The organism is Actinoplanes sp. NBC_00393 (assembly GCF_036053395.1).
Classification (GTDB): domain Bacteria; phylum Actinomycetota; class Actinomycetes; order Mycobacteriales; family Micromonosporaceae; genus Actinoplanes.
This window is the reverse complement of record NZ_CP107942.1, coordinates 6,950,983-6,971,429: the sequence shown is the minus strand read 5'-3', so window position 1 is coordinate 6,971,429 and position 20,447 is coordinate 6,950,983. Positions and strand designations below refer to the sequence as shown.

Below are 20,447 nucleotides of genomic sequence, written 5' to 3'. Positions count from 1 at the left end.
CCTCCTGATCAGCCGGCGGCCAGCCGGTCGCGAAGTCGCTGCGCAGCCACCGGCCACTCGTCCGCGGTCATGGCGAACAGTACGGTGTCGCGCCAGGTGCCGTCGGGCCGCAGCCGCTGGCGGCGGATCACCCCGTCCCGGCTGGCGCCGAGCCGCGCGATCGCCTGCTGGGAGCGCTCGTTGCGAATGTCCGTGTACCAGAAGACCCGCTCGGCGCCGAGCACGTCGAACGCCCTCTCAAGCAGCATCAGTTTCGCCTCGGTGTTGACGCCGGTGCGCCACCATTTCCGGCCGACCATCGTGTGCCCGATCCCGAGTGACCGGGTGCCGGTGTCGATGTCGTGGTAGCTCGTCATGCCGATGATCGCCCCGGTCGCCGGGTCGACCTGGGTCCAGCCTGCTCGATGGCCGAGCCACTGTCCCTCCAGCACGCCGGCGATGTCCTCGGCCATCCCCGATACGTCGCGTGGCCGGGATTTCGGGATGTGCCGCCAGACCTCCTCGTCGTCCAGCGCCTGGAACAGGCCCTCGGCGTGACCGGGAGTCAGCGGCTCCAGCCGCACGTGGCGGCCCTCCATCACGACCGGGGTCTGCCACTCGGACGGAGACCCTGGCAGGTAGGCAGGTGGTGCCGCGCCCACGCCTGCCTCGGTCATCGGTGGGCCCGCCACCGTCCGCAACGGCAGCACCCCGGCCCAATGGGGGAGATCAAGGTCGTCCGGGTCGTCGAGCACGCCACCGGTCCGCGCCCGGACCGAGACCTCGGCGAGGGGCAGGGCGAGCACGCTGGTCTGGGCCAGCTCCTGCCGGTTCGGTGGGCGGCTGTCGCCGGAACGGCCTGCCCCGATCTTGTCGGCCAGGGCGCCGAGAACCCGGCGCTTCTCACTCTCCTCGGTGACCGGACGAGCCATGCCGAGCGCCACCACCGAGCGGTAGTTGGCGCTGTGGTGGAACTGGGATCGTCCGTAAACCAAGCCGTCGAGCAGGGTGACCGTCACACACACCGGCACGCCGTCGCCGCGGGCCGCCAGACCAAGCCGTCCCCCGGTGGAACCGTGCAGGTAGAGGGTCTCGTCCAGCCGGACGTGCAGATTGGGCAGGACGCGTGGCTCGCCGTCCACGACGACGCCGACCGCACAGTCGAACGCCTCGTCCAGGATGGCGTGTGCCGCCTCCTTCTCGTAGCGCATCCGGCTCCGGGTGCGCGTGGCGGTCGTGCGCTCGGTCGGGGGATAAAGGTCGGTCACCGTGGCCTCCGGGAGGTGATCGGCTTGCGCCTGGTGCTGTACTAGTACAGAATCTCATCTGTGTCAGGACAGTATCAGGTCACCGGCGAGACCGCTGCCGAGATTTCTGCCAGCATCGAGGCGGGGGTGCTCCGGGGCGACTGGGTCTCCGGAGCTGCGTTGCCATCGGTGCGCGTGCTTGCCGGCGCTCTCCATGTCAGCCCAGCCACGGTCGCCAAGGCCTATCAGGAGCTGCGGCAGCGCGGCGTGATCGAAACCGAGGGCCGACGGGGTACGCGGGTGCGGTCCCGTCCCGCGGTGGCGGTCCCGCGGTCCGGGGCGCGGTCACCGGTGCCGGCCGGCCTGCGGGATCTCTCCACCGGCGAGCCGGATGTCCGGCTGCTGCCGCCCCTGGGCCCGTCGCTCGCAGTGGTCGCCGAGCAGACCGGCGCTCCGCAGGGTTATGCCACTGCCGTCACGATGCCGGAGCTGATCGATGCCGCCCGGCCACGTCTCCTCGGGCAGGGCATTCCGGTGGAGCACGCCGACTTCGCGGTCACCGCCGGTGCCCTCGATTCGATCGAGCGGGTGCTGACCGCTCATCTGCGCCAGGGAGACGCGGTGGCCGTCGAGGACCCGGGCTGGGCAGGCATCATCGATCTGATCGCCGCTCTGGGTCTGCGGGTGCTGCCGTTCGCCGTCGACGAGGAGGGGCCGGTTCCGGAGTCCTTCGCGGCCGCGTTGCAGGCCGGCGCGCGGGCCGTCGTCATCACCGTGCGAGCGCAGAACCCGACCGGGGCCACGGTCAGCGCGCAGCGTGCCGTCCAGTTGCGGGAGCTGCTCAGCGGTTCTCCCGAGGTCGTGGTCATCGAGGACGACCACGCCGCCGAGCTGGCTGAGCAGGCCCCGCACTGCGTCGGCCCGGTTACGAAATCGTGGGCGTTCGTCCGATCCGCCTCCAAACCGTTCGGGCCGGATCTGCGCATCTCCGTTCTGGCCGGTGACGAGACGACCGTCGCCCGGGTGGTCGGCCGGATGCGTATCGGGATGGGATGGGTCTCCACGACACTGCAGCGGCTGCTCCTGCGCCTCTGGGAGGACCCGGAAGTCACCGCTCAGGTCGCTACCGCCGCCGAGGCGTACAAGCGACGCCGGCGTGGCTTGCGCGATGCCATCCGGGCGTACGGCGTACCTGCTCACGGTGACAGCGGCATCAATGTCTGGATCCCGGTCCCCGACGAGACACAGGCTGTCGCAGCGATGCGTGACGCCGGCTATGCCGTCGCACCCGGTTCACTCTTCCGGGTCCGTTCCGCTCCGGGGATCCGCATCACCATCAGCTCGCTTGACGACGAGGACATACCTGAGCTGGCGAGAGCGGTCGCTGCTGCGGTCCGACCACCGGCAACCGGCGTGCCGATGCGGTGACCGGGTCCACCACGCGGGTCAGGCCGGTCGGCATGGAGATGGCAGGTGCGGGTAGAACGGAGGCATGCCGAGGACAGAGGCGCCAATCGGAGCACAGCAGTGGGTGCCGCCGCAGTCACGGAGTATCGACGACCTGAAATCGGCCGCCGCTGACTGTCAGGGCTGCGAGCTGTATCAGGACGCGACGCAGACCGTGTTCGGCCGCGGCGCGCCGCACGCGAAGATCGTGTTCGTCGGGGAGCAGCCAGGCGACGTGGAGGACCAGCGTGGCCTGCCGTTCGTGGGCCCTGCGGGCCATCTGCTGCGCGAGGCGGTCGACGACGCCGGTATCGACCCGGGTGATCTCTACATCACCAACGCGGTCAAGCACTTCCGTTTCGAGATGCGGGGCAAGCGACGGATCCACCAGAACCCGGGCCCGGCGCACATCACGGCCTGCCGGCCCTGGCTGGTCGCGGAGTTCTCCCTGTTGAAGCCGGAGTTGGTGGTCATCCTCGGCGCGACCGCGGGACGGGCGTTGCTCGGCCCCTCCTTCCGGGTCACCAAGTCCCGGGGGCAGCTGATGCCGTGGCCGGCGTCCGCCCAGCATCCGGAGGACTTCCCGGTGGCGGAGATCCAGGCGCTTGCGACGATCCACCCGTCGGCGGTGCTGCGGGCGGACGATCGGGAAACGGCGTACCGGGGGCTCGTCGACGACCTGCGCGTGGCTGCGGCCGCGATCGCTTGAACGTAGCCGTGAGTAGGCTCTTACCGTGCGGTTGACTGATTTCTGGGAGCGGCTCGAGCAGTCGTTCGGATCCGCTTATGCCCGCAGCATCGCGGCGGATCACGCCTTTACGGAGCTCGGTGGGCGGACCATCGACGAGTCAATTACTCAAGGTGTCGAAACCGCTACTATCTGGCGCGCAGTGGTGGCGGCATACCCCGATCGGGTGCCTTCGCGCCTGCGCTGAGCAGCTTTTCGTACGCTTGTTCTGGCGTGTCGCTCGATCGTCGTACAGGTGTTCGGCTATTGTCCACAGCGGCTTGGCCTATCCACAGCCCGCGGTGGGGCGGAAGATTTTTGTCATACCCACCGCATAACGTGTCGGCCGTGGTGAACAAGAGCTCTTCGACGAAGACCGCGAAGTCGAGTACAGGGGTGGCGGCAATGGCAGGACCGGATCGGGAAAAGGCGCTCGAGCTAGCGCTGGCACAGATCGACAAGCAGTTCGGCAAGGGGTCGGTGATGCGGCTCGGTGAGCGGCCGGTCATGCAGATGGCCGTGATCCCGACCAGCTCCATCGCTCTCGATGTGGCGCTCGGCGTCGGCGGGCTGCCGCGAGGCCGGGTCATCGAGGTCTACGGGCCCGAGTCCAGCGGTAAGACAACGGTCGCCCTGCACGCGGTGGCCAACGCACAGAAGGCGGGTGGCCTCGCGGCGTTCATCGACGCGGAGCACGCGCTCGACCCGGAATATGCGCGGGCCCTCGGCGTCGACACCGACGCGCTGCTCGTCTCCCAGCCGGACACCGGTGAGCAGGCGCTGGAGATTGCGGACATGCTGATCCGCTCCGGCGCCCTCGACATCATCGTCATCGACTCGGTGGCCGCCCTCGTGCCGCGCGCCGAGATCGAGGGTGAGATGGGCGACAGCCACGTCGGCCTCCAGGCCCGGCTGATGAGCCAGGCGCTCCGTAAGATCACCGGCATCCTGAACAACTCCGGGACCACGGCGATCTTCATCAACCAGCTGCGCGAGAAGATCGGTGTGATGTTCGGCTCGCCCGAGACGACGACCGGTGGTCGCGCGCTGAAGTTCTACGCGTCCGTTCGTCTCGACGTGCGCCGGATCGAGAGCCTGAAGGACGGCACCGACGTCGTCGGTAACCGGACCCGGGTCAAGGTCGTCAAGAACAAGGTGGCCGCGCCGTTCAAGCAGGCCGAGTTCGACATCATGTATGGCAAGGGCATCTCGCGGGAGGGCTCGCTCATCGACGTCGGCGTCGAGCAGAGCATCATCCGCAAGTCCGGCGCCTGGTACACGTATGACGGCGACCAGCTCGGCCAGGGCAAGGAGAAGGCGCGGGAGTTCCTCAAGGAGAACCCCGACGTCGCCGCCGAGATCGAGAAGAAGATCTTGGAGAAGCTCGGCGTGGGGCAGACCACCGGTGACGCCGCGAGCGGCCCCGAGCTGCCGCCGGTCGACTTCTGATCCGGTAGGCCGTGATGGCCGGAAGACGAGGTGCACGGTCCGGGCGGGGATGGGATGCCATCCCGCCCCGGGCCGACGCCGGCGAAGCCGAGGGTTCTCGCCGGCGTTCCGGGGCGGCGGGCCGCCGACGATCATCAGGTGACGGGGAGGACTCGCCGGCTGCTGAGAGACAGCCGCCGCAGAGCGAGTCCGAGCGCGCCCGTGAGATCTGTCTCCGCCAGCTCGCTGTTCGTCCGAGGACGCGCGCTGAGCTGGCGAAGGTGCTGGCCCGGAAGGAGATCTCCGAAGAGGTGATCGCCGAGGTCCTCGATCGGTATGACGAGGTCGGCATCATCGACGACGCGGCGTTCGCCCGGGCGTGGGTGTCCAGCCGGCACCACGGTCGAGGGCTGGCCCGGCGGGCGCTCGCCAACGAGTTGCGCCAGCGCGGTGTGGATCCGGAGGTCGCCGGCGAGGCGCTGGAGTCCCTTGACGACGAGTCTGAGGCTGCTGCCGCCCGCGCGCTGGTGGATCGCAAGCTGCGCACCGCGAGCGGTACGCCGGAGGCGGTGTTCCGCCGTCTCGTCGCCATGCTGGCGCGCAAGGGCTACTCCGCCGGAGTGGCGATCCGTGCGGTCAAGGAGGCGCTGGCCGCACGCGATGCGGAGGCGGCCGAGTTCGCCGACGCCATCGACGAGGATGCTCTGGCGGACCAGGCCGGCGACTCCACGCTCTGAAACGCGCCGTCGATGGTCGGGCTGTCGAAGGCTGATCCCGGCGACAGCGCCAACCGGCCGAGGCGCGCTCGCTCCGGCTCAGCGGCTGGGCGTCAAGGCCGAGCGCTTCGGCCGGCGAAGAGCGGAGATGAGATCACCGGGTCGGCCCCGGCAGGCGGGCGAAGCGAGGCCCGGCCAGCTGGCGGTTCCTGCTGAACCCGGAGGCCAGCCTGGCGGACAAAGCGAAACCTGCAGGCAGGCCGAGGCGAAACCCGACGGACGGGCTGAGGCGAAGCGAAACCCGGTGGGCTGAGGCGGAACCCGGCGGGCCGGGCCGAAGCCCGGTGTGCGGGCCGAGGCGAAGCGAAATTTGGGGGCGGAGGCGGAACCCCGCGGGCCGGGCCGAAACTTGGTGGGCGGGCTGAGGCGAAGCGAAACCCGGTGGGCTGAGCCGGAACCCGGCGAGCCCGCCGAAGCGAAACCTGGGGCCGAGCTGGAACCCGGCGAGCCGGGCCGAAGCGAAACCCGGCGGCCCGGCCGAAGCGAAACCCGGCGGCCCGGCCGAAGCGAAACCCGGCGGCCCGGCCGAAGCGGAACCCGGCGGCCCGGCCGAAGCGGAACCCGGCGGCCCGGCCGAAGCGGAACCCGGCGGCCCGGCCGAAGCGAAACCCGGCGGCCCGGCCGAAGCGGAACCCGGCGGCCCGGCCGAAGCGAAACCCGGCGGCCCGGCCAAAGCGAAACCCGGCCGCCGGACACGGCCCATTGGTAACGATCGGAAGCCTCTCACCGATATAGTCCCGATGTGAGGATCCTTCCTCTTGTGCTCTTTCAGCAGGATCTCCCACGGCGTCCGTGCGGCATCGTGGTGGATCTCGGCCGTGTCGTCACGCTGTGTGTCCCCGGGCACCTTTGCGGAGGGCAAGGAGATCGGAGTCGATGGTTCCGGTGAGTACCGAGGTCTAGGCGTCATCGTACGGTACGCCGGAAATATCCGGGCGGGATCGTGAGCTGGGCGTAAGCACGTCTGTGCCGTACGTCCTATCCGCTGCCGAATCATGAGTCCTTGACCGAAGCGGTGCTCGCGACCTAGCCTCGCGTTACACAAGGTTTGTTCGACCATCGCAAGCAACAGGCACAACATAGATCGCATTACATTACGGCATCACTTGGTTGGTTTCGCTCTCTCAGGCGATGCCTCTGCCGGCCGCTGACCGCGCGGCTGGCAGCGCGACATACCGGCGGTCGACCCCACAACTCCACAAACTCCGATCCGAGCAGCGAGCAGACGGTTCGCAGGCCGGAGGCAGTCCTCGGGTATTCATACCGCACCCGAGGAGAACGATGCTTCCCGGCTCGCGGGCAGACTGCGGCGAAGCTCCGCAGGCGACCGGGGCGAGGCTCCGACCGGTGATCCACCACGGATCCCTGCATGGTGAACCAGAGATGGCGATCTGTGTGCGGTTCCGATGGCGGTGGTGACCCGGGCATCGGTGACCGACCGACCTCGACGAAGGCGATCCGTGCCAGGGCTGACCTGACCGGATTGATCAGGCTATCCGCGAACGGCCTCACAGCCGCGAGTGCGACACCCCGATCATCCGGTACGGCGGCCACAGCAGGGAAGCTGGGCGAAACGCAGGCGGAGTATTCGTCAGCCTCCAGCGGCCCTGACCATCCGGCCGCTCGCAACGCGAAACCCGCGGTGTGAGCGAAAGGAGGGCCAGCCGCGGAAGGGCAGCCAGGGGAGCCGGCCAACAAGGTGGCGACCCGCGGCGGCCGGACGCGCGAGAACGGCAGCCTCACCGGCAGCCCGAACCACAGAAAGGCAGCCATCAGGCAGCCTGATCTGCGGAAAGGCACTGATAGCCCGATTCGCGAAGAAGGCAACGGCGGTCCGATCCGCGGAGACGGCGAGCCGACAGCGGCAGCCAAGGCCTGCAGACAAGGCAGCAGCGCGGCAGCCAGACCCGCAGGAGATGGCAGCGGCAGCCGGAAGGCAGCGGCCAGGCTTGCAGGGATGGCAGCGGCAGCCGGAAGGCAGCGGCCAGGCTTGCAGGGATGGCAGCGGCAGCCGGAAGGCAGCGGCCAGGCTTGCAGGGATGGCAGCGGCAGCCGGAAGGCAGCGGCCAGGCTTGCAGGAAAGGCAGCGGCAGCCGAAAGGCAGCAGCCAGGCTTGCAGGAAAGGCGGCCGCAGCCGAAAGGCAGCAGCCGGACCTGCAGGAAAGGCAACCACGCAGCCCACCCCGGCGGCCCGAACAGCCGCCTGGAGACTGGATAGCTCGGGGAAGCCGAAGCGGAGCGAGTGAGCCCGGGTTCGGTGCCGCCTGCGGTCATCTGCCTTGGTCGGGCATCCCGCAATGAGGCCGCGCGCGTGCACACCGCGCGGCGGCGAAGGGAGACGCGGCGAGATGACCCCCCTGGTCTGGGTGCTCGTGGTTGCGACCATCGTGCTCGCCGTGTCGGTGATAGCCGGGATCGTTTTCGGGGCGCGGGCGCTGCGCAATCTGAACGCCGACCGGCAGGATGCCCAGGAGCGGCAGGAGCAGGCGGTCGGTGACGCGCAGGCGAAGGTCGAGGACGCGAAGGCGAAGGCCGCTTCCGTACGCGCAGAAACTGCTGCTGCGAAGGCGGAGGCCAGCGCCGCCCGTGCTGAGGCCCGCCGGGTTCTGGAGGCCGCCCACGAGGAGGCCGACACGATTCTCGAGCACGCTCACCGCCAGGCCGAGACTGACGCCGAGCAGCTCCGGGCTGCGGCCCGCCGTTCCGGTGAGCGGGAGATCGCGCTGCTCAACGCCACGGTGAAGGAGCAGGCTGCCGAGGTGGAGCGCCGGGCCGCCCGGATCGACGAGCGGGAGCGCCTGCACGCCGAAGAGGTGGAGCGCCTCGTGGAGCGGGAGCGCCGGCTCGGCACCCTGGAGGCGGAGCTGACGAAGAGAGAGTCCGCCCTGGCCGAGCGGGAGACCAACCTCACCAGGACCGAAGAGGTGAAGCGCCGCGAGTTGGAGCGGATCGCCGGGCTGAGCGCCGAGACGGCGCGGGGTGAGCTGATCGAGTCGATCGAGGGTCAGGCGAAGCGGGAGGCGGCGATCCTGGTCCGGGACATCGAGACCGAGGCGAAGAACACCGCGGACACCCGGGCCCGGCACATCGTGGTCGACGCGATTCAGCGGATCGCCAGCGAGCAGACCGCGGAGAGCGTGGTCAGCGTCCTGCACCTGCCGAGTGACGAGATGAAGGGCCGGATCATCGGGCGGGAGGGCCGCAACATCCGGGCCTTCGAGTCCACCACCGGCGTGAACCTGATCATCGACGACACCCCGGAGGCGGTGCTGCTGTCGTGCTTCGACCCGGTACGCCGGGAGGTCGGCCGCCTGACCCTGGAGAAACTGGTCCTGGACGGCCGGATCCACCCGCACCGCATCGAGGAGGTCTTCGACAGCGCGAAGAACGAGGTGGAACGGCTTTGTGACCGCGCCGCCGAGGAGGCGCTGGTCGACGTCGGCATCACGAACATCCACCCGGAGCTGGTGAAGTTGCTGGGCCGGCTGCGGTACCGCACCAGTTACGGGCAGAACGTGCTGAAGCACCTGGTCGAGACCGCGCACATCGCCGGGATCATGGCCGCCGAGCTGGGCCTGGACGTGCCGACGATGCGCCGGGCCGCGTTCCTGCACGACATCGGCAAGGCGCTCACCCACGAGGTGGAGGGCAGCCACGCGCTGATCGGCGCCGATCTGGCCCGCAAGTACGGTGAGCACGAGGACGTGGTGCACGCTATCGAAGCGCATCACAACGAGGTTCCGCCGCAGACCATCGAGGCGGTGCTGACCCAGGCCGCGGACGCCTGCTCCGGCGGCCGGCCGGGTGCCCGGCGGGAGAGCCTGGAGGCGTACGTCAAGCGCCTGGAACGCATCGAGGAGATCGCCGGCGGCAAGACCGGGGTGGAGAAGGTTTTCGCGATGCAGGCCGGCCGCGAGATCCGGGTGATGGTGCGACCGGACGACATCGACGACATCGGCGCTGCCGTGCTCGCCCGGGATGTGGCGAAGCAGATCGAGGAGGAGCTGACCTATCCGGGCCAGATCCGCGTCACGGTCGTCAGAGAGTCCCGCGTCACGGAGCTGGCCCGGTAGAAGCCCGTCAGATGGTGGCGGCGGTGACCTCACCGGTAGGTGCCGGCGCCTGCGGCCCCTTGGGTGCCCGCCCACCGCGCCGGGTCCGGCGTTCCAGCCAGCCGGCAAGCGCGGTCAGCGACGAGTTCACCACGATGAAGATCACGGCGACCACGATCGCGGCCTGGATGACGTTGCCGAAGTTCGCGGCGACGTTGTTCACGCCGTACTGCAGCAGCTCCGGGTAGGAGATGATGTAGCCGAGCGCGGTGTCCTTCACCAGGACCACGAGCTGGCTGACGATCACCGGGAGCATGGCCCGCGCCGCCTGCGGGACGAGGATCTCCTTCATCACCTGGCTCTTGCGCATGCCGATCGCGTACCCGGCCTCGCTCTGCCCGCGCGGCACCGCCCGGATGCCGGCCCGGAAGGCCTCCGCGAGCACCGACCCGTTGTAGAGCGTGAGGGCGATGACCAGCGCCCAGAACACCGACATCGGCTGCAGGGTGAGGAACGGCACGCCGAAGAAGATGAAGAAGATCAGCAGAAGCAACGGTACGGCGCGGAAGAACTCCACCACCGCCCCGGCCGGATAGCTGATCCACTTGTGGTCGGAGAGCCGGCCGACGGCGAAGGCGATACCGAAGACCAGCGATAGGACCATGGCCACCGCGGCTGCGGAGAGCGTGCCCCACAGGCCGGGGAGGATGTAGTCGGTCCACGTCGAGCTCTCGGTGAACGGCTTCCAGAGGGCGGCGGCCCACTGCCCCTTCTCGTCGAACTTCAGGTAGATCCAGTACGCCAGCCCGAGCAGAACGACGCCGAACAGCACGGTGAGGACGCCGTTGCGGATCCGGGCGCGGGGGCCAGGGTGGTCGTAGAGCACCGCGTCCGTGTTGCTGCTCATCGCTTGACCGCCAGTCGGTTGGCCAGCCAGCCGAAGGCGTAGCCGGTGGGGATCAGAACGGCGGCGAACGTGCCGGCGAAGATCAGGAAGATCAGGATGACCCGGTCACCGTTCGCGTTGATCAGCTCTTTCATCGCGTTGGAGGACTCCATCACGCCGATCGTGCCGACGATCGTGGAGTTCTTGGACAGCGCGATGAAGATGCTGCCGAGCGGCGCGACCACGGCACGTCCGGCCTGCGGCAGCACGATGATCGTCAGGGTCTGGAAGAACGACATCCCGATCGCCCGTGCGGCCTCGGCCTGACCGGACGGCACCGTGTTGATGCCGGACCGGATCGCCTCGCACACGAACGCGGCGGTGTAGACCGACAGGCCGATCACGCCGAGCCAGAAGTTGTTCCACTCGATGCTGTCCGGGTAGGGCGCGAAGCCGAGGACCGCGAACAGACCGAAGTAGCAGAAGAAGATGATCAGGGTCAGGGGCGTGTTCCGGAACACGTTCACCCAGGCCGCGCCGAAGCCGCGCAGCACCGGAACGGGCGAGACCCGCATGGCCGCCAGCAGGACGCCGAGTACCAGCGCGCCGACCGTGGAGGCGGCGGTGAGCTCGATGATCCAGATGAATCCGGCCCGATAGGCCGGATCGGAGAAGATGTCCATCGTCACCTTCGGCAACAGGTGAGCGGAGCCGGGGAGTGCCCGGCTCCGCTCAGAGAACGACGGTTCAGGAGCAGTTGGTGAGCTTGGTGACGTCCAGCTCCGGCGCGGCCGTGCCGCTCTTGCCGAGGGTGTCGTCCCAGGCCTTCTTGTACGAGCCGTCCGTGGCCGCGGTCTTCAGGATCTCGTTGATCTTGTTGCAGCCCTCGGTGTCGGCCTTGGCCAGCCCGATGCCGTACGGCTCCTCGCTGAACGGCTTGCCGACGACCTTGAACTTGCCCGCGTACTGATCCTGCGCGGCGTAGCCGGCGAGGATGATGTCGTCGGTGGTGACCGCGTCGACCTGACCGCCGGCCAGCGCCGTCACACATTTCGAGTACGAGTCGAACTGCTGCAGCTGCGCGTCCTTGTACTCGGTCTGGATCCGCTTGGCGGGCGTCGAGCCGCTCACCGAGCAGACCTTCTTACCGGCCAGCGACTCCGGCCCGGTGATCGTCGAGTCGGTCGGGACGAGCAGGTCCTGGCCGGCCACGAAGTACGGCCCGCCGAAGTTGACCTTCTGCTTGCGCTCGTCGTTGATCGTGTACGTCGCCACGACCAGGTCGACCTGGTTCTGCTGGATGTAGGGCTCGCGGTTCGCGGAGACCGTGGTCTTCCACTCGATGCCGCTCTCCTCGACGCCCAGGCCCTTGGCGATGATCTTGCCGATCTCGACGTCGAAACCGGTGTACTCGCTACCGGTCTGCAGGCCGAGGCCGGGCTGGTCGGCCTTGACGCCGATGACCAGCTTCTTGTCGTTCTGGGCCTTGCCGACGATGCCGGACGCGGTGTTGCCGCTGCCGCCGGAATCGTCGCCACCGCCGCCGCATGCCGCCACGGCCAGCGCCATGGTCAGCGCGCCGAAGGTCGCTGCCAGTCGGGTGATGCGCATTTTTAACGCTCCTCGAAACAGGGTTTTGATCAGTGCGTGAGGATCTTGGACAGGAAGTCCCGCGCCCGATCGCTCTTCGGATTCGCGAAGAATTCGGCCGGCGCGGCCTGTTCGACCAGTTGTCCGTCTGCCATAAATACGACACGGTTGGCCGCGTGCCGGGCAAAGCCCATCTCATGGGTGACGACCACCATGGTCATGCCCTCCTTGGCCAGCGAGGTCATGACCTCCAGCACCTCGCCGACCATCTCCGGGTCGAGGGCACTGGTGGGCTCGTCGAAGAGCAGGGCCTTCGGCTGCATGGCGAGCGCGCGGGCGATGGCCACACGCTGCTGCTGGCCGCCGGAGAGCTGTGCCGGGTACTTCTCGGCCTGGTTGGCGATGCCGACCCGCTCGAGCAGCCCCATGGCGCGGTCGCGGACCACCGTCTGCTTCTCCTTGCGCACCTTGACCGGGCCCAGCATCACGTTCTGCAGGATGGTCTTGTGCGCGAACAGGTTGAAGGACTGAAAGACCATGCCGACCTCGCTGCGCAGCCGGGCGAGGGCCCGGCCTTCCGCAGCCAGTGGCTGTCCGTCGAAGGTGATCGTGCCGGAGTCGATCGGCTCCAGCCGGTTGATGGCGCGGCACAGCGTGGACTTGCCGGATCCGGAGGGTCCGATCACGACCACGACTTCGCCGCGCGCGACAGACAGGTCCACGTCCTGCAGCACGTGCAGTGGCCCGAACCACTTGTTGACCTTGTCAAGGACGATGAGAGCCTCGTCTGCCACCCCGGGTCCATCCACTCGTCGGTTCACTCGAATGGACACACCCTATGGGGCGGTCAGTATCGGATCGTGTCGAGAATGGTCACGGAGCGGTAACACAGCAGGTCTCGGCGGGACGGGGTGGACAAACATGGTGGGTATGGCGGCAGACGGCCTCTGGAATTGGAGTGTGGCCGCGCGGCTCGACCCCGACCTGGTGAGGGGTGCGTTGGCCGGTGCGCTGGAGCAGCCTGTGCACGATCTGGTCCCCGGCGGTGGGCTGCTCTGCGACGTCTACCACGTTCGTGGTGATTTCCCGACAATTGTCGACGTCTATCTCGCTCCGTCCGAGCTCGCCGAGGAGACCATCGCGAGCGCGGTGGCGGTCCGGCTGCGTGCCGCGGTCCTGCTGCCCGACGACACGCTCGACCCTTCGCGGTACGTGCTGGCGGAGCCCGACGGCACACTACGGCCGGTGCACGTCGCCGAACGGGAGAGTGATGACGGCACGGAGCGGCGCCTGCTGCATCCCGGCGAGGGCTGCGGTCCCAGATGTGGCCGGACGCCGGAGCGGCCCGCCGCGGCCTAGCGGGTAGCCTGGTCAATTGCCATGACTACCGAATTGCAGGGCGCCCCCCGCACGTACGACGTGCGTACCTACGGCTGCCAGATGAACGTGCACGACAGCGAGCGGATCTCCGGCCTGATGGAGGACGCCGGCTATGTGCGCGCCGCTGATGCCGACGCGGCGGACGTCGTGGTCTTCAACACCTGCGCGGTCCGGGAGAACGCGGACAACCGCCTCTACGGCAACCTCGGCCACCTGCGCCCGACGAAGCTGAAGAATCCGGGCATGCAGATCGCCGTCGGCGGTTGCCTCGCGCAGAAGGACAAGGGCGACATCGTCAAGAAGGCGCCCTGGGTCGACGTGGTCTTCGGCACCCACAACATCGGCTCGCTGCCGGCGATGCTCGAGCGCGCCCGGCACAACGAGGAGGCTCAGGTCGAGATCCTCGAGTCGCTCGAGGTCTTCCCCTCCACGCTGCCCACCAAGCGCGAATCGACGTACGCGGGCTGGGTCTCGATCTCGGTCGGTTGTAACAACACGTGCACGTTCTGCATCGTCCCGAGCCTGCGCGGCAAGGAGAAGGACCGCCGGCCCGGCGACATCCTGGCCGAGGTCCGCGCGCTGGTCGCCGAGGGCGTCCTCGAGGTCACCCTGCTCGGGCAGAACGTGAATTCCTACGGCGTCGAGTTCGGCGACCGGCTCGCCTTCGGCAAGCTGCTGCGCGCGACCGGCGAGGTGGAGGGCCTGGAGCGGGTCCGGTTCACCAGCCCGCATCCGAAGGACTTCACCGACGACGTGATCGCCGCGATGGCCGAGACGCCGAATGTGTGTCACTCCCTGCACATGCCGCTGCAGTCCGGCTCCGACCGGGTGCTCAAGGCCATGCGCCGCAGCTACCGCCAGGAGAAGTACCTGGGGATCATCGAGAAGGTCCGGGCCGCCATGCCGGACGCCGCGATCACCACCGACATCATCGTCGGCTTCCCGGGTGAGACCGAGGAGGACTTCGAGCAGACCCTCGAAGTGGTCCGTCAGGCGCGCTTCTCCAGCGCCTTCACCTTCCAGTACTCGAAGCGTCCCGGCACCCCGGCCGCCACCATGGAGGAGCAGATCCCCAAGGCCGTCGTCCAGGATCGCTACAACCGCCTGATCGCCACCCTCGAGGAGATCACTTGGGCGGAGAACAAGAAGCTGGTCGGCGAGAAGGTCGAGGTCCTAGTCGCGGTCGGCGAGGGCCGCAAGGACGAGCGCACCGGCCGGCTGAGCGGCCGCGCCCGCGACGGCCGCCTGGTCCATTTCGCCACCGGCGACCGCAAGCCGCGCCCGGGCGACATCATCGAGACCGTGGTCACCTACGCCGCGCCGCACCACCTCAACGCCGACGGCGCCCCGCTGAGCCACCGCCGCACCCGCGCCGGCGACGCCTCCGAAGCCGGCCTCACCCCCAAACTCAAGGGCGTCTCCCTGGGCCTGCCCAGCATCGGCGTCCCGGCCCCACTGCCGCCCGCGGAAGGCTGTGCCCTTTAAGAACCCCGATGGGGTACGAGCTACCCGGGTACCCGCCCTACACCGCGACCATCAGCCCACTCCGGGCCGCAGCGCGGCCGCCGGGCCGGGTAGGTGGTCCAGGTGGTCCGCCCACGCCGGACGCCGGGCCTGGGTAGGTGGTCCAGGTGGTTCGCCCACGCCGGACGTCGCCGGGCCTGAGTAGGTGGTCTAGGTGGTCCTGGACGCCGTTCTACAGGCCGGCTGACAGGTTCCGAGCGGCGGTCCGGAGGTGGTCGAGCACCGCGGCGGTGCCCGGCGGATCCGGCGGCTCGCCCAGCACGGCGACCGAGATCCGCCGTCCCGGACCGGGCAACGGCGCGACCCGTACCCGGGAATTCCGGTGCGCGGCAAGCGCGAGCGCGGGCAGCGTGGTGACCCCCATCCCGGCCGCGACCAGCGCCTGAACCGCGACGTAGTCGTCAGTCATGAACCGGATGTCCGGAGTGAACCCCTCCGCCGCGCACGCCGCCGACAGCCGCGCCCGGCACCGCTCGCACCCACCGATCCACGGCCGGTCCCGATGGTCGGCGAGCCCGTCACCGGCCCAGCCGGCCGGCGCCACCAGGTGCGCCGGCTCGTCGAACAGCGGTTCCACCCGCAGACCGCCGGGATCCGGCACGCCGTCGAGGTGATCGAAGACGACGGCGACCTCCACCTCGCCGTTGCGCAGCAGCCGGAGCGCCTCGGGCGGCTCGGCCTCGGTGAACCGCAGGTCCACCCCGGGATGCGCGGCCACGAACCCCGCCGCCGCGACCGGCACGAACGTGCCCAGCGCCGACGGGAACGCCGCCAACCGCACCCGGCCGCTGCGCAACCCGGTCAGCTCGGCCAGTTCCGTCTCGGCCGCGGCGAGCCGCCCCAGGATCTCCTCGGCCCGGTCCGCGAGCAGCCGCCCGGCCTCGGTGAGCCGCACGCCCCGGCCCACCCGTTGCAGCAGGCGGCTCCCGGTCTCGGTCTCGAGCCGGGCCAGGTGGTGACTGACCGAGGGCTGCGCGTAGTGCAGGGCCCGGGCCGCGGCGGTGACCGAGCCGTGCCGGGCGACGGCGACCAGGACGGTGAGCCGGGTGACGTCGAGCATCGGGCCAATCTATCAATGCGGTCTATGAGTCAGCGAGATCTTTGACATTGGACCTATGGGAGGGTTCCGCACGAGGATCGGTGCATGACTCCGAGCCTCGCCGAGGTGCGCGCCGCGCGTACCCTCCTGCAGCAGCATCTCCCGCCCACCCCGATCTGGTCCTACCCGCTGCTGGACCGCGCCGCCGGCGCGTCCGTGCTGGTCAAGCACGAGAACACTCAGCCGGTCGGCGCCTTCAAGGTGCGTGGCGGGCTGACCCTGCTGGCCGGCATGGACGACGCCGACCGGGCTCGCGGCACGGTCACCTACTCCACCGGCAACCACGCCCAGTCGATCGCCTACGCCGGGCACGTCTTCGGCGCGAAGTGCACGGTGGTCATGCCGGCCGGCACGCCGCCGGCCAAGGCCGCGGCGGTCGAGGCGTGGGGCGCCCGGGCCATCCTGACCGGAGACTCGCTGGCGGCCGCCGAACGGTACGCCCACCAGCACGCCGCCGACACCGGCGCACTCCTGATCAGCCCCGGCGATACCCCGGAACTGCTGGCCGGCGTCGGCACTCTCTATCTGGAGATCCTCGAGGCCCACCCGGACCTGGACGCGATCGTCGTCCCGGTGGGCAGCGGCACCGGCGCCGCGGCCGCCTGCCTGGTCGCCGCCGAGCTGGCGCCGAACTGTGCCGTGATCGCGGTCCAGTCCACCGCCTCGCCCGCCGCCCACGACTCCTGGCGCGCCGGCCGGATCGTCGAGCGCCCCAACCGCACCACCGTCGCCGGCCTGGCCACCGGCCGCGGGTTCGCCCTGCCGCAGCGCCTGATGCGGGCCCGGCTGGCCGACTTCCTGCTGGTCACGGACGACCAGATCACCGAGGCGCGGCGCGTGCTGGCCCGCACCGCCCACACGCTGGCCGAGGGCGCCGGCGCGACCGCCCTGGCCGCCGTCCTGAGCCACCCGGCCGTGTTCACCGGCCGCCGGATCGCCGTCGTGTGCACCGGAGGCAATGCTGACCCTGCCGAATTGGCCACCCTGCCCTGAGGGGGATACGGTGCGTGGCCGGAACGGCCACCGCGTGTAACACTGTGGACCATCGCAGCCGTGCTGCCGAGAGGTACCGATGGCCAACTTCCCCCGAACGCCGTTGTCCTTCCGGGACGAGCAGAGCCAGACCGCGGTGACCGCCACCCGCGCGGTCTTCGCGCTGATCGGCATCCTGGCGCTGATACTCGGCTTCATCGGGTTGGATCAGTACCTGGCGACGAAAGCCGAGCCGGCCGCCCGTCATCCGCTCAACCTCATGTACGGCACGCTGCAGCTCTTCGTCCTCGGCGCCGATCCGCTGGAGGGTGGCACCGACTTCCCGCTGGCCCTGCAGATCGCCCGGTTCGCGGCGCCGATCGTGACGCTGTACGCGGTCGTCGAGGCGGCCCGGTTGCTGCTCTCCTCGGAGTTGCGCCGGCTGCGGGCCCGGCGTTCGAGCGGGCACGTGGTGGTCTGCGGGGACACCTCGGTCGCGCGGACCCTCGCGCACCGGCTGCATCTGAGCGGCCGTCGTGTCGTCGTCGTGCGTACCCAGCCGATCGGTCCTCTGGAACTGCGGCGCCGGAGCCTGCTCGGCGTGCAGGGCGACGGCCGCGACCCGGACGTGCTGCGCGGCGCCGGTGTCGCCCGGGCCGCCGTGCTCTACGCCTGCGCGGACACCAGCGCCGCCAACCTGGCGATCGCCGCGGCCGCCGCCCGGGTGGCCGCCGCGCGCAACGACATCGCGCTCTACGCACAGATCCACGAGCCGGAGTGGGCGCTGACCCTGCAGGCCCGGCGGCTGGGCGTGCCGCACACGCCGGGACAGCGCCTGGACTTCTTCCACCTCGACCAGCTCGCGGTCCACGTCCTGCTCGACCAGCAGCCGCTCCCGGTCCGCCCGGGCGAGGTCCCACGGCTGCTGGTCGCCGGTGACTCGTCGCTGGCGCAGGTGCTGCTCCTGGAGATCGCCCGGCACTGGCGGCTGCGCCGGGCCGAGCCGGAGCAGCGGGTGGACGTCGACTTCGTGGCCACCGACGCCGGCCGGGTCCTCGACGAGCTCACCCACCGGCACGAGGTGATCCTGGACGGCTGCCGCCCGGTGCCGTACGAATCCTCCCTGCACGAGTTGCTGGAGGAGGGCGACCTGGGCCGCTACGACCGGGCCTTCGTGTGTTACTCCGACGACCGGCAGGGGCTGGAGCTGGCCCTGAGCGAGCACCGGCTCTGGAGCCGGGTCAGCGGCGACATCGTCGTGGTGGTGGACGCGCTCGCCGCGATCACCGAGGCGTTCAGCCGCAACCACCGGGAGCAGCCGCTGCTCGACCCGATCGACGGCCGGGTCAAGCTCTTCTCCGCGGTGGCCGCCGGCTGCGATCCGGCCCTGATCGCGGACGACCTGTCCGAGCGGCTGGGCCGGTTGATACACGAGCGTTTCGTCGAGGGCTGCCTGCGCCGCGGCGAGAAGCTGGGCAGCACTCCCGCGATGCGCCCGTGGGTGGACCTGGAGGAGGAGCTGCGCAGGTCGAACCGCCGGCAGGCCGACGACATCGGGGTCAAGCTGCACATGGTCGGCTGCGCCGTGGTGCCCGCCGACGGTACTTCCGACGACTTCCGGTTCACGCCGGTCGAGGTCGAGGTGCTCGCCCAGCGCGAGCAGGAGCGATGGGTGCAGGCGGCCCGGGCCGACGGGTGGATCCATGGCACGGAGCGGGACAGGGCTCGCCGTCGGTCGCCGGATCTGGTGGACTGGGACGACCTGGGGCCGGAGGGACGTGCCAAATGCCGGTCCGCGGTGCTGGAGATTCCGCACATCCTGGCCGACGCCGGGTTCCGGGTGGTGCGGTTGACGGACACTGGAGTGGACCGGGTCTTCGATCCGGCCCGATGACGGCGGGAGCACTGGGATGACGACGATCGGAGTCACCGGGCACATCCGCCTGACCCCGGCGTCCAGCCGGCTGATCTACCGGGAGCTCGTGCGCTATCTGGCGAGGTTCCCGCGGGTGCACGGCATCACCTGTCTGGCCGACGGCGCCGACCAGCTCTTCGCCCGCGCGATCCGGGCCTGCCACGGCACCTTCGACGTGGTGCTGCCCGGTGCCGCCACGGCGCCGGCCCGGCTGCTGCACCAGGCCGGGCGGATCTCCCGGCTCGAGGTGCCCGGTCCGCCCGAGGCGGCGTATGAAGCGGCAAGCCGCGAGGTCGTCGACCGCAGCGACATCCTGATCGCGGTCTGGGACGGCGACCCGGCCGGCGGGCGGGGCGGCACCGCCGAGACGGTCGAGTGGGCCCGTGCCCAGGGCAAGACCGTCGTGCAGGTCTGGCCCGCGGGCGCCCGGCGGATGCCGCTGGTCAGCGTCCCGGTGGGCTGACCGGCCGCGCGACCCGGCCGTCGGCCGCCTGCAACAGGTCGAGGGTCTCGACCGTCACCTGGTCGCGGATGCGGGCCACCGCGGCTTCCCACTGCCGGGTGAACCCTGGGCGCTGGTCCAGCGCCGTCCAGACCGGCAGGAGCTGCTCGGGCACGTGGGCGCCCGGCATCCAGAGGTGCAGCAGATGCTCCAGGAGCGGCTGCAACCGGATCACCCGTTCGGCCCGGCTCTGGTCGTGGGCGAGCGTCGCGTCCAGGACGGACAGCACTGTGGTCAGCAGCCAGTCGTGCAGCGCGAGGTCCTCGCAGAGCGCCACCACGGCCTTCAGGTCCGGCGTGGGCACCCGGAGTTCGATCGTGCGCAACTCGTCGGAGACGAGCGTGAAGATGCTGTCCGGCTCGTCGAGGCTCTTGTCCAGGACGGCGGTCCACCTCAGCCGTACGCGTGGCGTGCGCAGTGGAGGCGCGTGGTCGACGAACCGGGACCGTTGCACCAGGTCCACCACCCGCGTGGTGAACGCGCCCAGCTCCAGCGTCTTCCCAGTCCGTACGCCGCTGAGCACACCGAGCGCGACGTCCTTCGAGTCCAGTTTGCCGATCGCCTCCAGTTGGCCGGGGTTGGCCAGATAGTGCGACCACGGCAGCCGGACTGTGTTGCGGGCCGGCGCGACCTGCGCGTACGCGGAGCCCTGAATCACGTGCCCACCGACCACCGCGACCCGGGTGAGCACCGTGCCGACGCCCCGCGTCTGCCGGCCCGAGACGGCCGGCAGCAGACAGTCCACACCCTCCTGCCGGGCCTGCGCCGACGTGTGCCCGATCGGGCGCTCCACCGTACGGATCCGCTCGTCCACCGCGGTGGCGATGAGCTGCTCGGTGCCCCGCCGGGAGAGCGCGGCGGAGTTCTGCAGAAGGCCGGTCTGCACCTCGCCGAAAGCCAACATGGGTCCTCCGCAGACTTTTC

General features: G+C 69.9%; 18 protein-coding genes. 11 read left to right on the top strand and 7 right to left on the bottom strand.

Annotated elements, in window-relative coordinates:
- Nucleotides 1–8: 8 nt before the first annotated feature.
- Entirely contained in the window at nucleotides 9–1,247 is a 1,239-nt protein-coding gene (locus tag OHA21_RS32230) for a bifunctional pyridoxamine 5'-phosphate oxidase family protein/GNAT family N-acetyltransferase (RefSeq protein WP_328461338.1), read from the bottom strand.
- A 60-nt stretch (nucleotides 1,248–1,307) separates the two neighbouring features.
- Here OHA21_RS32230 and OHA21_RS32225 point away from each other — a divergent pair, with 60 nt between their 5' ends.
- The 6 genes from OHA21_RS32225 (at nucleotide 1,308) to rny (ending at nucleotide 9,676) form a co-directional block, all read left to right on the top strand.
- Nucleotides 1,308–2,654, top strand: a complete 1,347-nt coding sequence (locus OHA21_RS32225) for an aminotransferase class I/II-fold pyridoxal phosphate-dependent enzyme (protein ID WP_328461336.1) — start codon at nucleotides 1,308–1,310, stop codon at nucleotides 2,652–2,654.
- Between the two features lie 64 nt (nucleotides 2,655–2,718).
- Nucleotides 2,719–3,381, top strand: a complete 663-nt coding sequence (locus tag OHA21_RS32220) for a UdgX family uracil-DNA binding protein (RefSeq protein ID WP_328461334.1) — start codon at nucleotides 2,719–2,721, stop codon at nucleotides 3,379–3,381.
- Between the two features lie 25 nt (nucleotides 3,382–3,406).
- Complete coding sequence (locus OHA21_RS32215; protein ID WP_328461332.1) at nucleotides 3,407–3,607, top strand: DUF3046 domain-containing protein; 201 nt, start codon at nucleotides 3,407–3,409, stop codon at nucleotides 3,605–3,607.
- A 197-nt stretch (nucleotides 3,608–3,804) separates the two neighbouring features.
- Nucleotides 3,805–4,848 carry a recombinase RecA gene (gene recA / locus OHA21_RS32210; RefSeq protein WP_328461330.1) on the top strand — a complete coding sequence of 348 codons (1,044 nt, stop codon included), beginning with the start codon at nucleotides 3,805–3,807 and terminating at the stop codon, nucleotides 4,846–4,848.
- 14 nt (nucleotides 4,849–4,862) lie between these two features.
- Entirely contained in the window at nucleotides 4,863–5,564 is a 702-nt protein-coding gene (locus OHA21_RS32205; RefSeq protein ID WP_328461329.1) for a regulatory protein RecX, read from the top strand.
- A 2,387-nt stretch (nucleotides 5,565–7,951) separates the two neighbouring features.
- On the top strand, nucleotides 7,952–9,676 hold the full coding sequence (gene rny / locus OHA21_RS32200; RefSeq protein WP_328461327.1) for a ribonuclease Y: 1,725 nt from the start codon (nucleotides 7,952–7,954) through the stop codon (nucleotides 9,674–9,676).
- A 7-nt stretch (nucleotides 9,677–9,683) separates the two neighbouring features.
- On the opposite strand, the gene OHA21_RS32195 is transcribed toward rny, so the two are convergent.
- The 4 genes from OHA21_RS32195 to OHA21_RS32180 all read right to left on the bottom strand — a co-directional run bounded on the left by OHA21_RS32195 (nucleotide 9,684) and on the right by OHA21_RS32180 (nucleotide 12,925).
- On the bottom strand, nucleotides 9,684–10,562 hold the full coding sequence (locus OHA21_RS32195; RefSeq protein ID WP_328461325.1) for an amino acid ABC transporter permease: 879 nt from the start codon (nucleotides 10,560–10,562) through the stop codon (nucleotides 9,684–9,686).
- Nucleotides 10,559–11,224, bottom strand: a complete 666-nt coding sequence (locus tag OHA21_RS32190) for an amino acid ABC transporter permease (RefSeq protein ID WP_328461323.1) — start codon at nucleotides 11,222–11,224, stop codon at nucleotides 10,559–10,561. The genes OHA21_RS32195 and OHA21_RS32190 overlap by 4 nt, the downstream gene beginning before the upstream one ends.
- Nucleotides 11,225–11,288: 64 nt before the next feature.
- On the bottom strand, nucleotides 11,289–12,152 hold the full coding sequence (locus tag OHA21_RS32185) for a glutamate ABC transporter substrate-binding protein (protein ID WP_328461321.1): 864 nt from the start codon (nucleotides 12,150–12,152) through the stop codon (nucleotides 11,289–11,291).
- A 29-nt stretch (nucleotides 12,153–12,181) separates the two neighbouring features.
- Entirely contained in the window at nucleotides 12,182–12,925 is a 744-nt protein-coding gene (locus OHA21_RS32180) for an amino acid ABC transporter ATP-binding protein (RefSeq protein WP_328461319.1), read from the bottom strand.
- Between the two features lie 136 nt (nucleotides 12,926–13,061).
- Between OHA21_RS32180 and OHA21_RS32175 the strand changes: the two genes are divergently transcribed.
- Both OHA21_RS32175 and miaB read left to right on the top strand, forming a co-directional pair.
- A complete protein-coding gene (locus tag OHA21_RS32175; RefSeq protein WP_328461317.1) occupies nucleotides 13,062–13,490 on the top strand; it encodes a hypothetical protein in 429 nt (142 codons plus the stop codon).
- A 21-nt stretch (nucleotides 13,491–13,511) separates the two neighbouring features.
- Complete coding sequence (gene miaB / locus OHA21_RS32170) at nucleotides 13,512–14,996, top strand: tRNA (N6-isopentenyl adenosine(37)-C2)-methylthiotransferase MiaB (RefSeq protein ID WP_328461315.1); 1,485 nt, start codon at nucleotides 13,512–13,514, stop codon at nucleotides 14,994–14,996.
- A gap of 211 nt (nucleotides 14,997–15,207) precedes the next feature.
- Here miaB and OHA21_RS32165 read toward each other — a convergent pair whose 3' ends face one another.
- Entirely contained in the window at nucleotides 15,208–16,095 is an 888-nt protein-coding gene (locus OHA21_RS32165; protein ID WP_328461313.1) for a LysR family transcriptional regulator, read from the bottom strand.
- Between the two features lie 84 nt (nucleotides 16,096–16,179).
- Between OHA21_RS32165 and OHA21_RS32160 the strand changes: the two genes are divergently transcribed.
- The 3 genes from OHA21_RS32160 to OHA21_RS32150 all read left to right on the top strand — a co-directional run bounded on the left by OHA21_RS32160 (nucleotide 16,180) and on the right by OHA21_RS32150 (nucleotide 19,484).
- Nucleotides 16,180–17,127 (top strand): threonine ammonia-lyase, encoded by a 948-nt coding sequence (locus tag OHA21_RS32160; RefSeq protein WP_328461311.1) that lies wholly within the window; start codon nucleotides 16,180–16,182, stop codon nucleotides 17,125–17,127.
- A gap of 79 nt (nucleotides 17,128–17,206) precedes the next feature.
- Nucleotides 17,207–19,000, top strand: coding sequence for an NAD-binding protein (locus tag OHA21_RS32155; RefSeq protein WP_328461309.1), 1,794 nt, complete (start codon nucleotides 17,207–17,209; stop codon nucleotides 18,998–19,000).
- Between the two features lie 16 nt (nucleotides 19,001–19,016).
- Nucleotides 19,017–19,484, top strand: coding sequence for a hypothetical protein (locus tag OHA21_RS32150; RefSeq protein WP_328461307.1), 468 nt, complete (start codon nucleotides 19,017–19,019; stop codon nucleotides 19,482–19,484).
- On the opposite strand, the gene OHA21_RS32145 is transcribed toward OHA21_RS32150, so the two are convergent.
- The gene (locus tag OHA21_RS32145) at nucleotides 19,465–20,427 is read right to left on the bottom strand and encodes an SCO2521 family protein (RefSeq protein WP_328461305.1); all 963 of its coding nucleotides are present in this window, start codon (nucleotides 20,425–20,427) and stop codon (nucleotides 19,465–19,467) included. The genes OHA21_RS32150 and OHA21_RS32145 overlap by 20 nt on opposite strands.
- Between the last annotated feature and the right edge of the window lie 20 nt (nucleotides 20,428–20,447).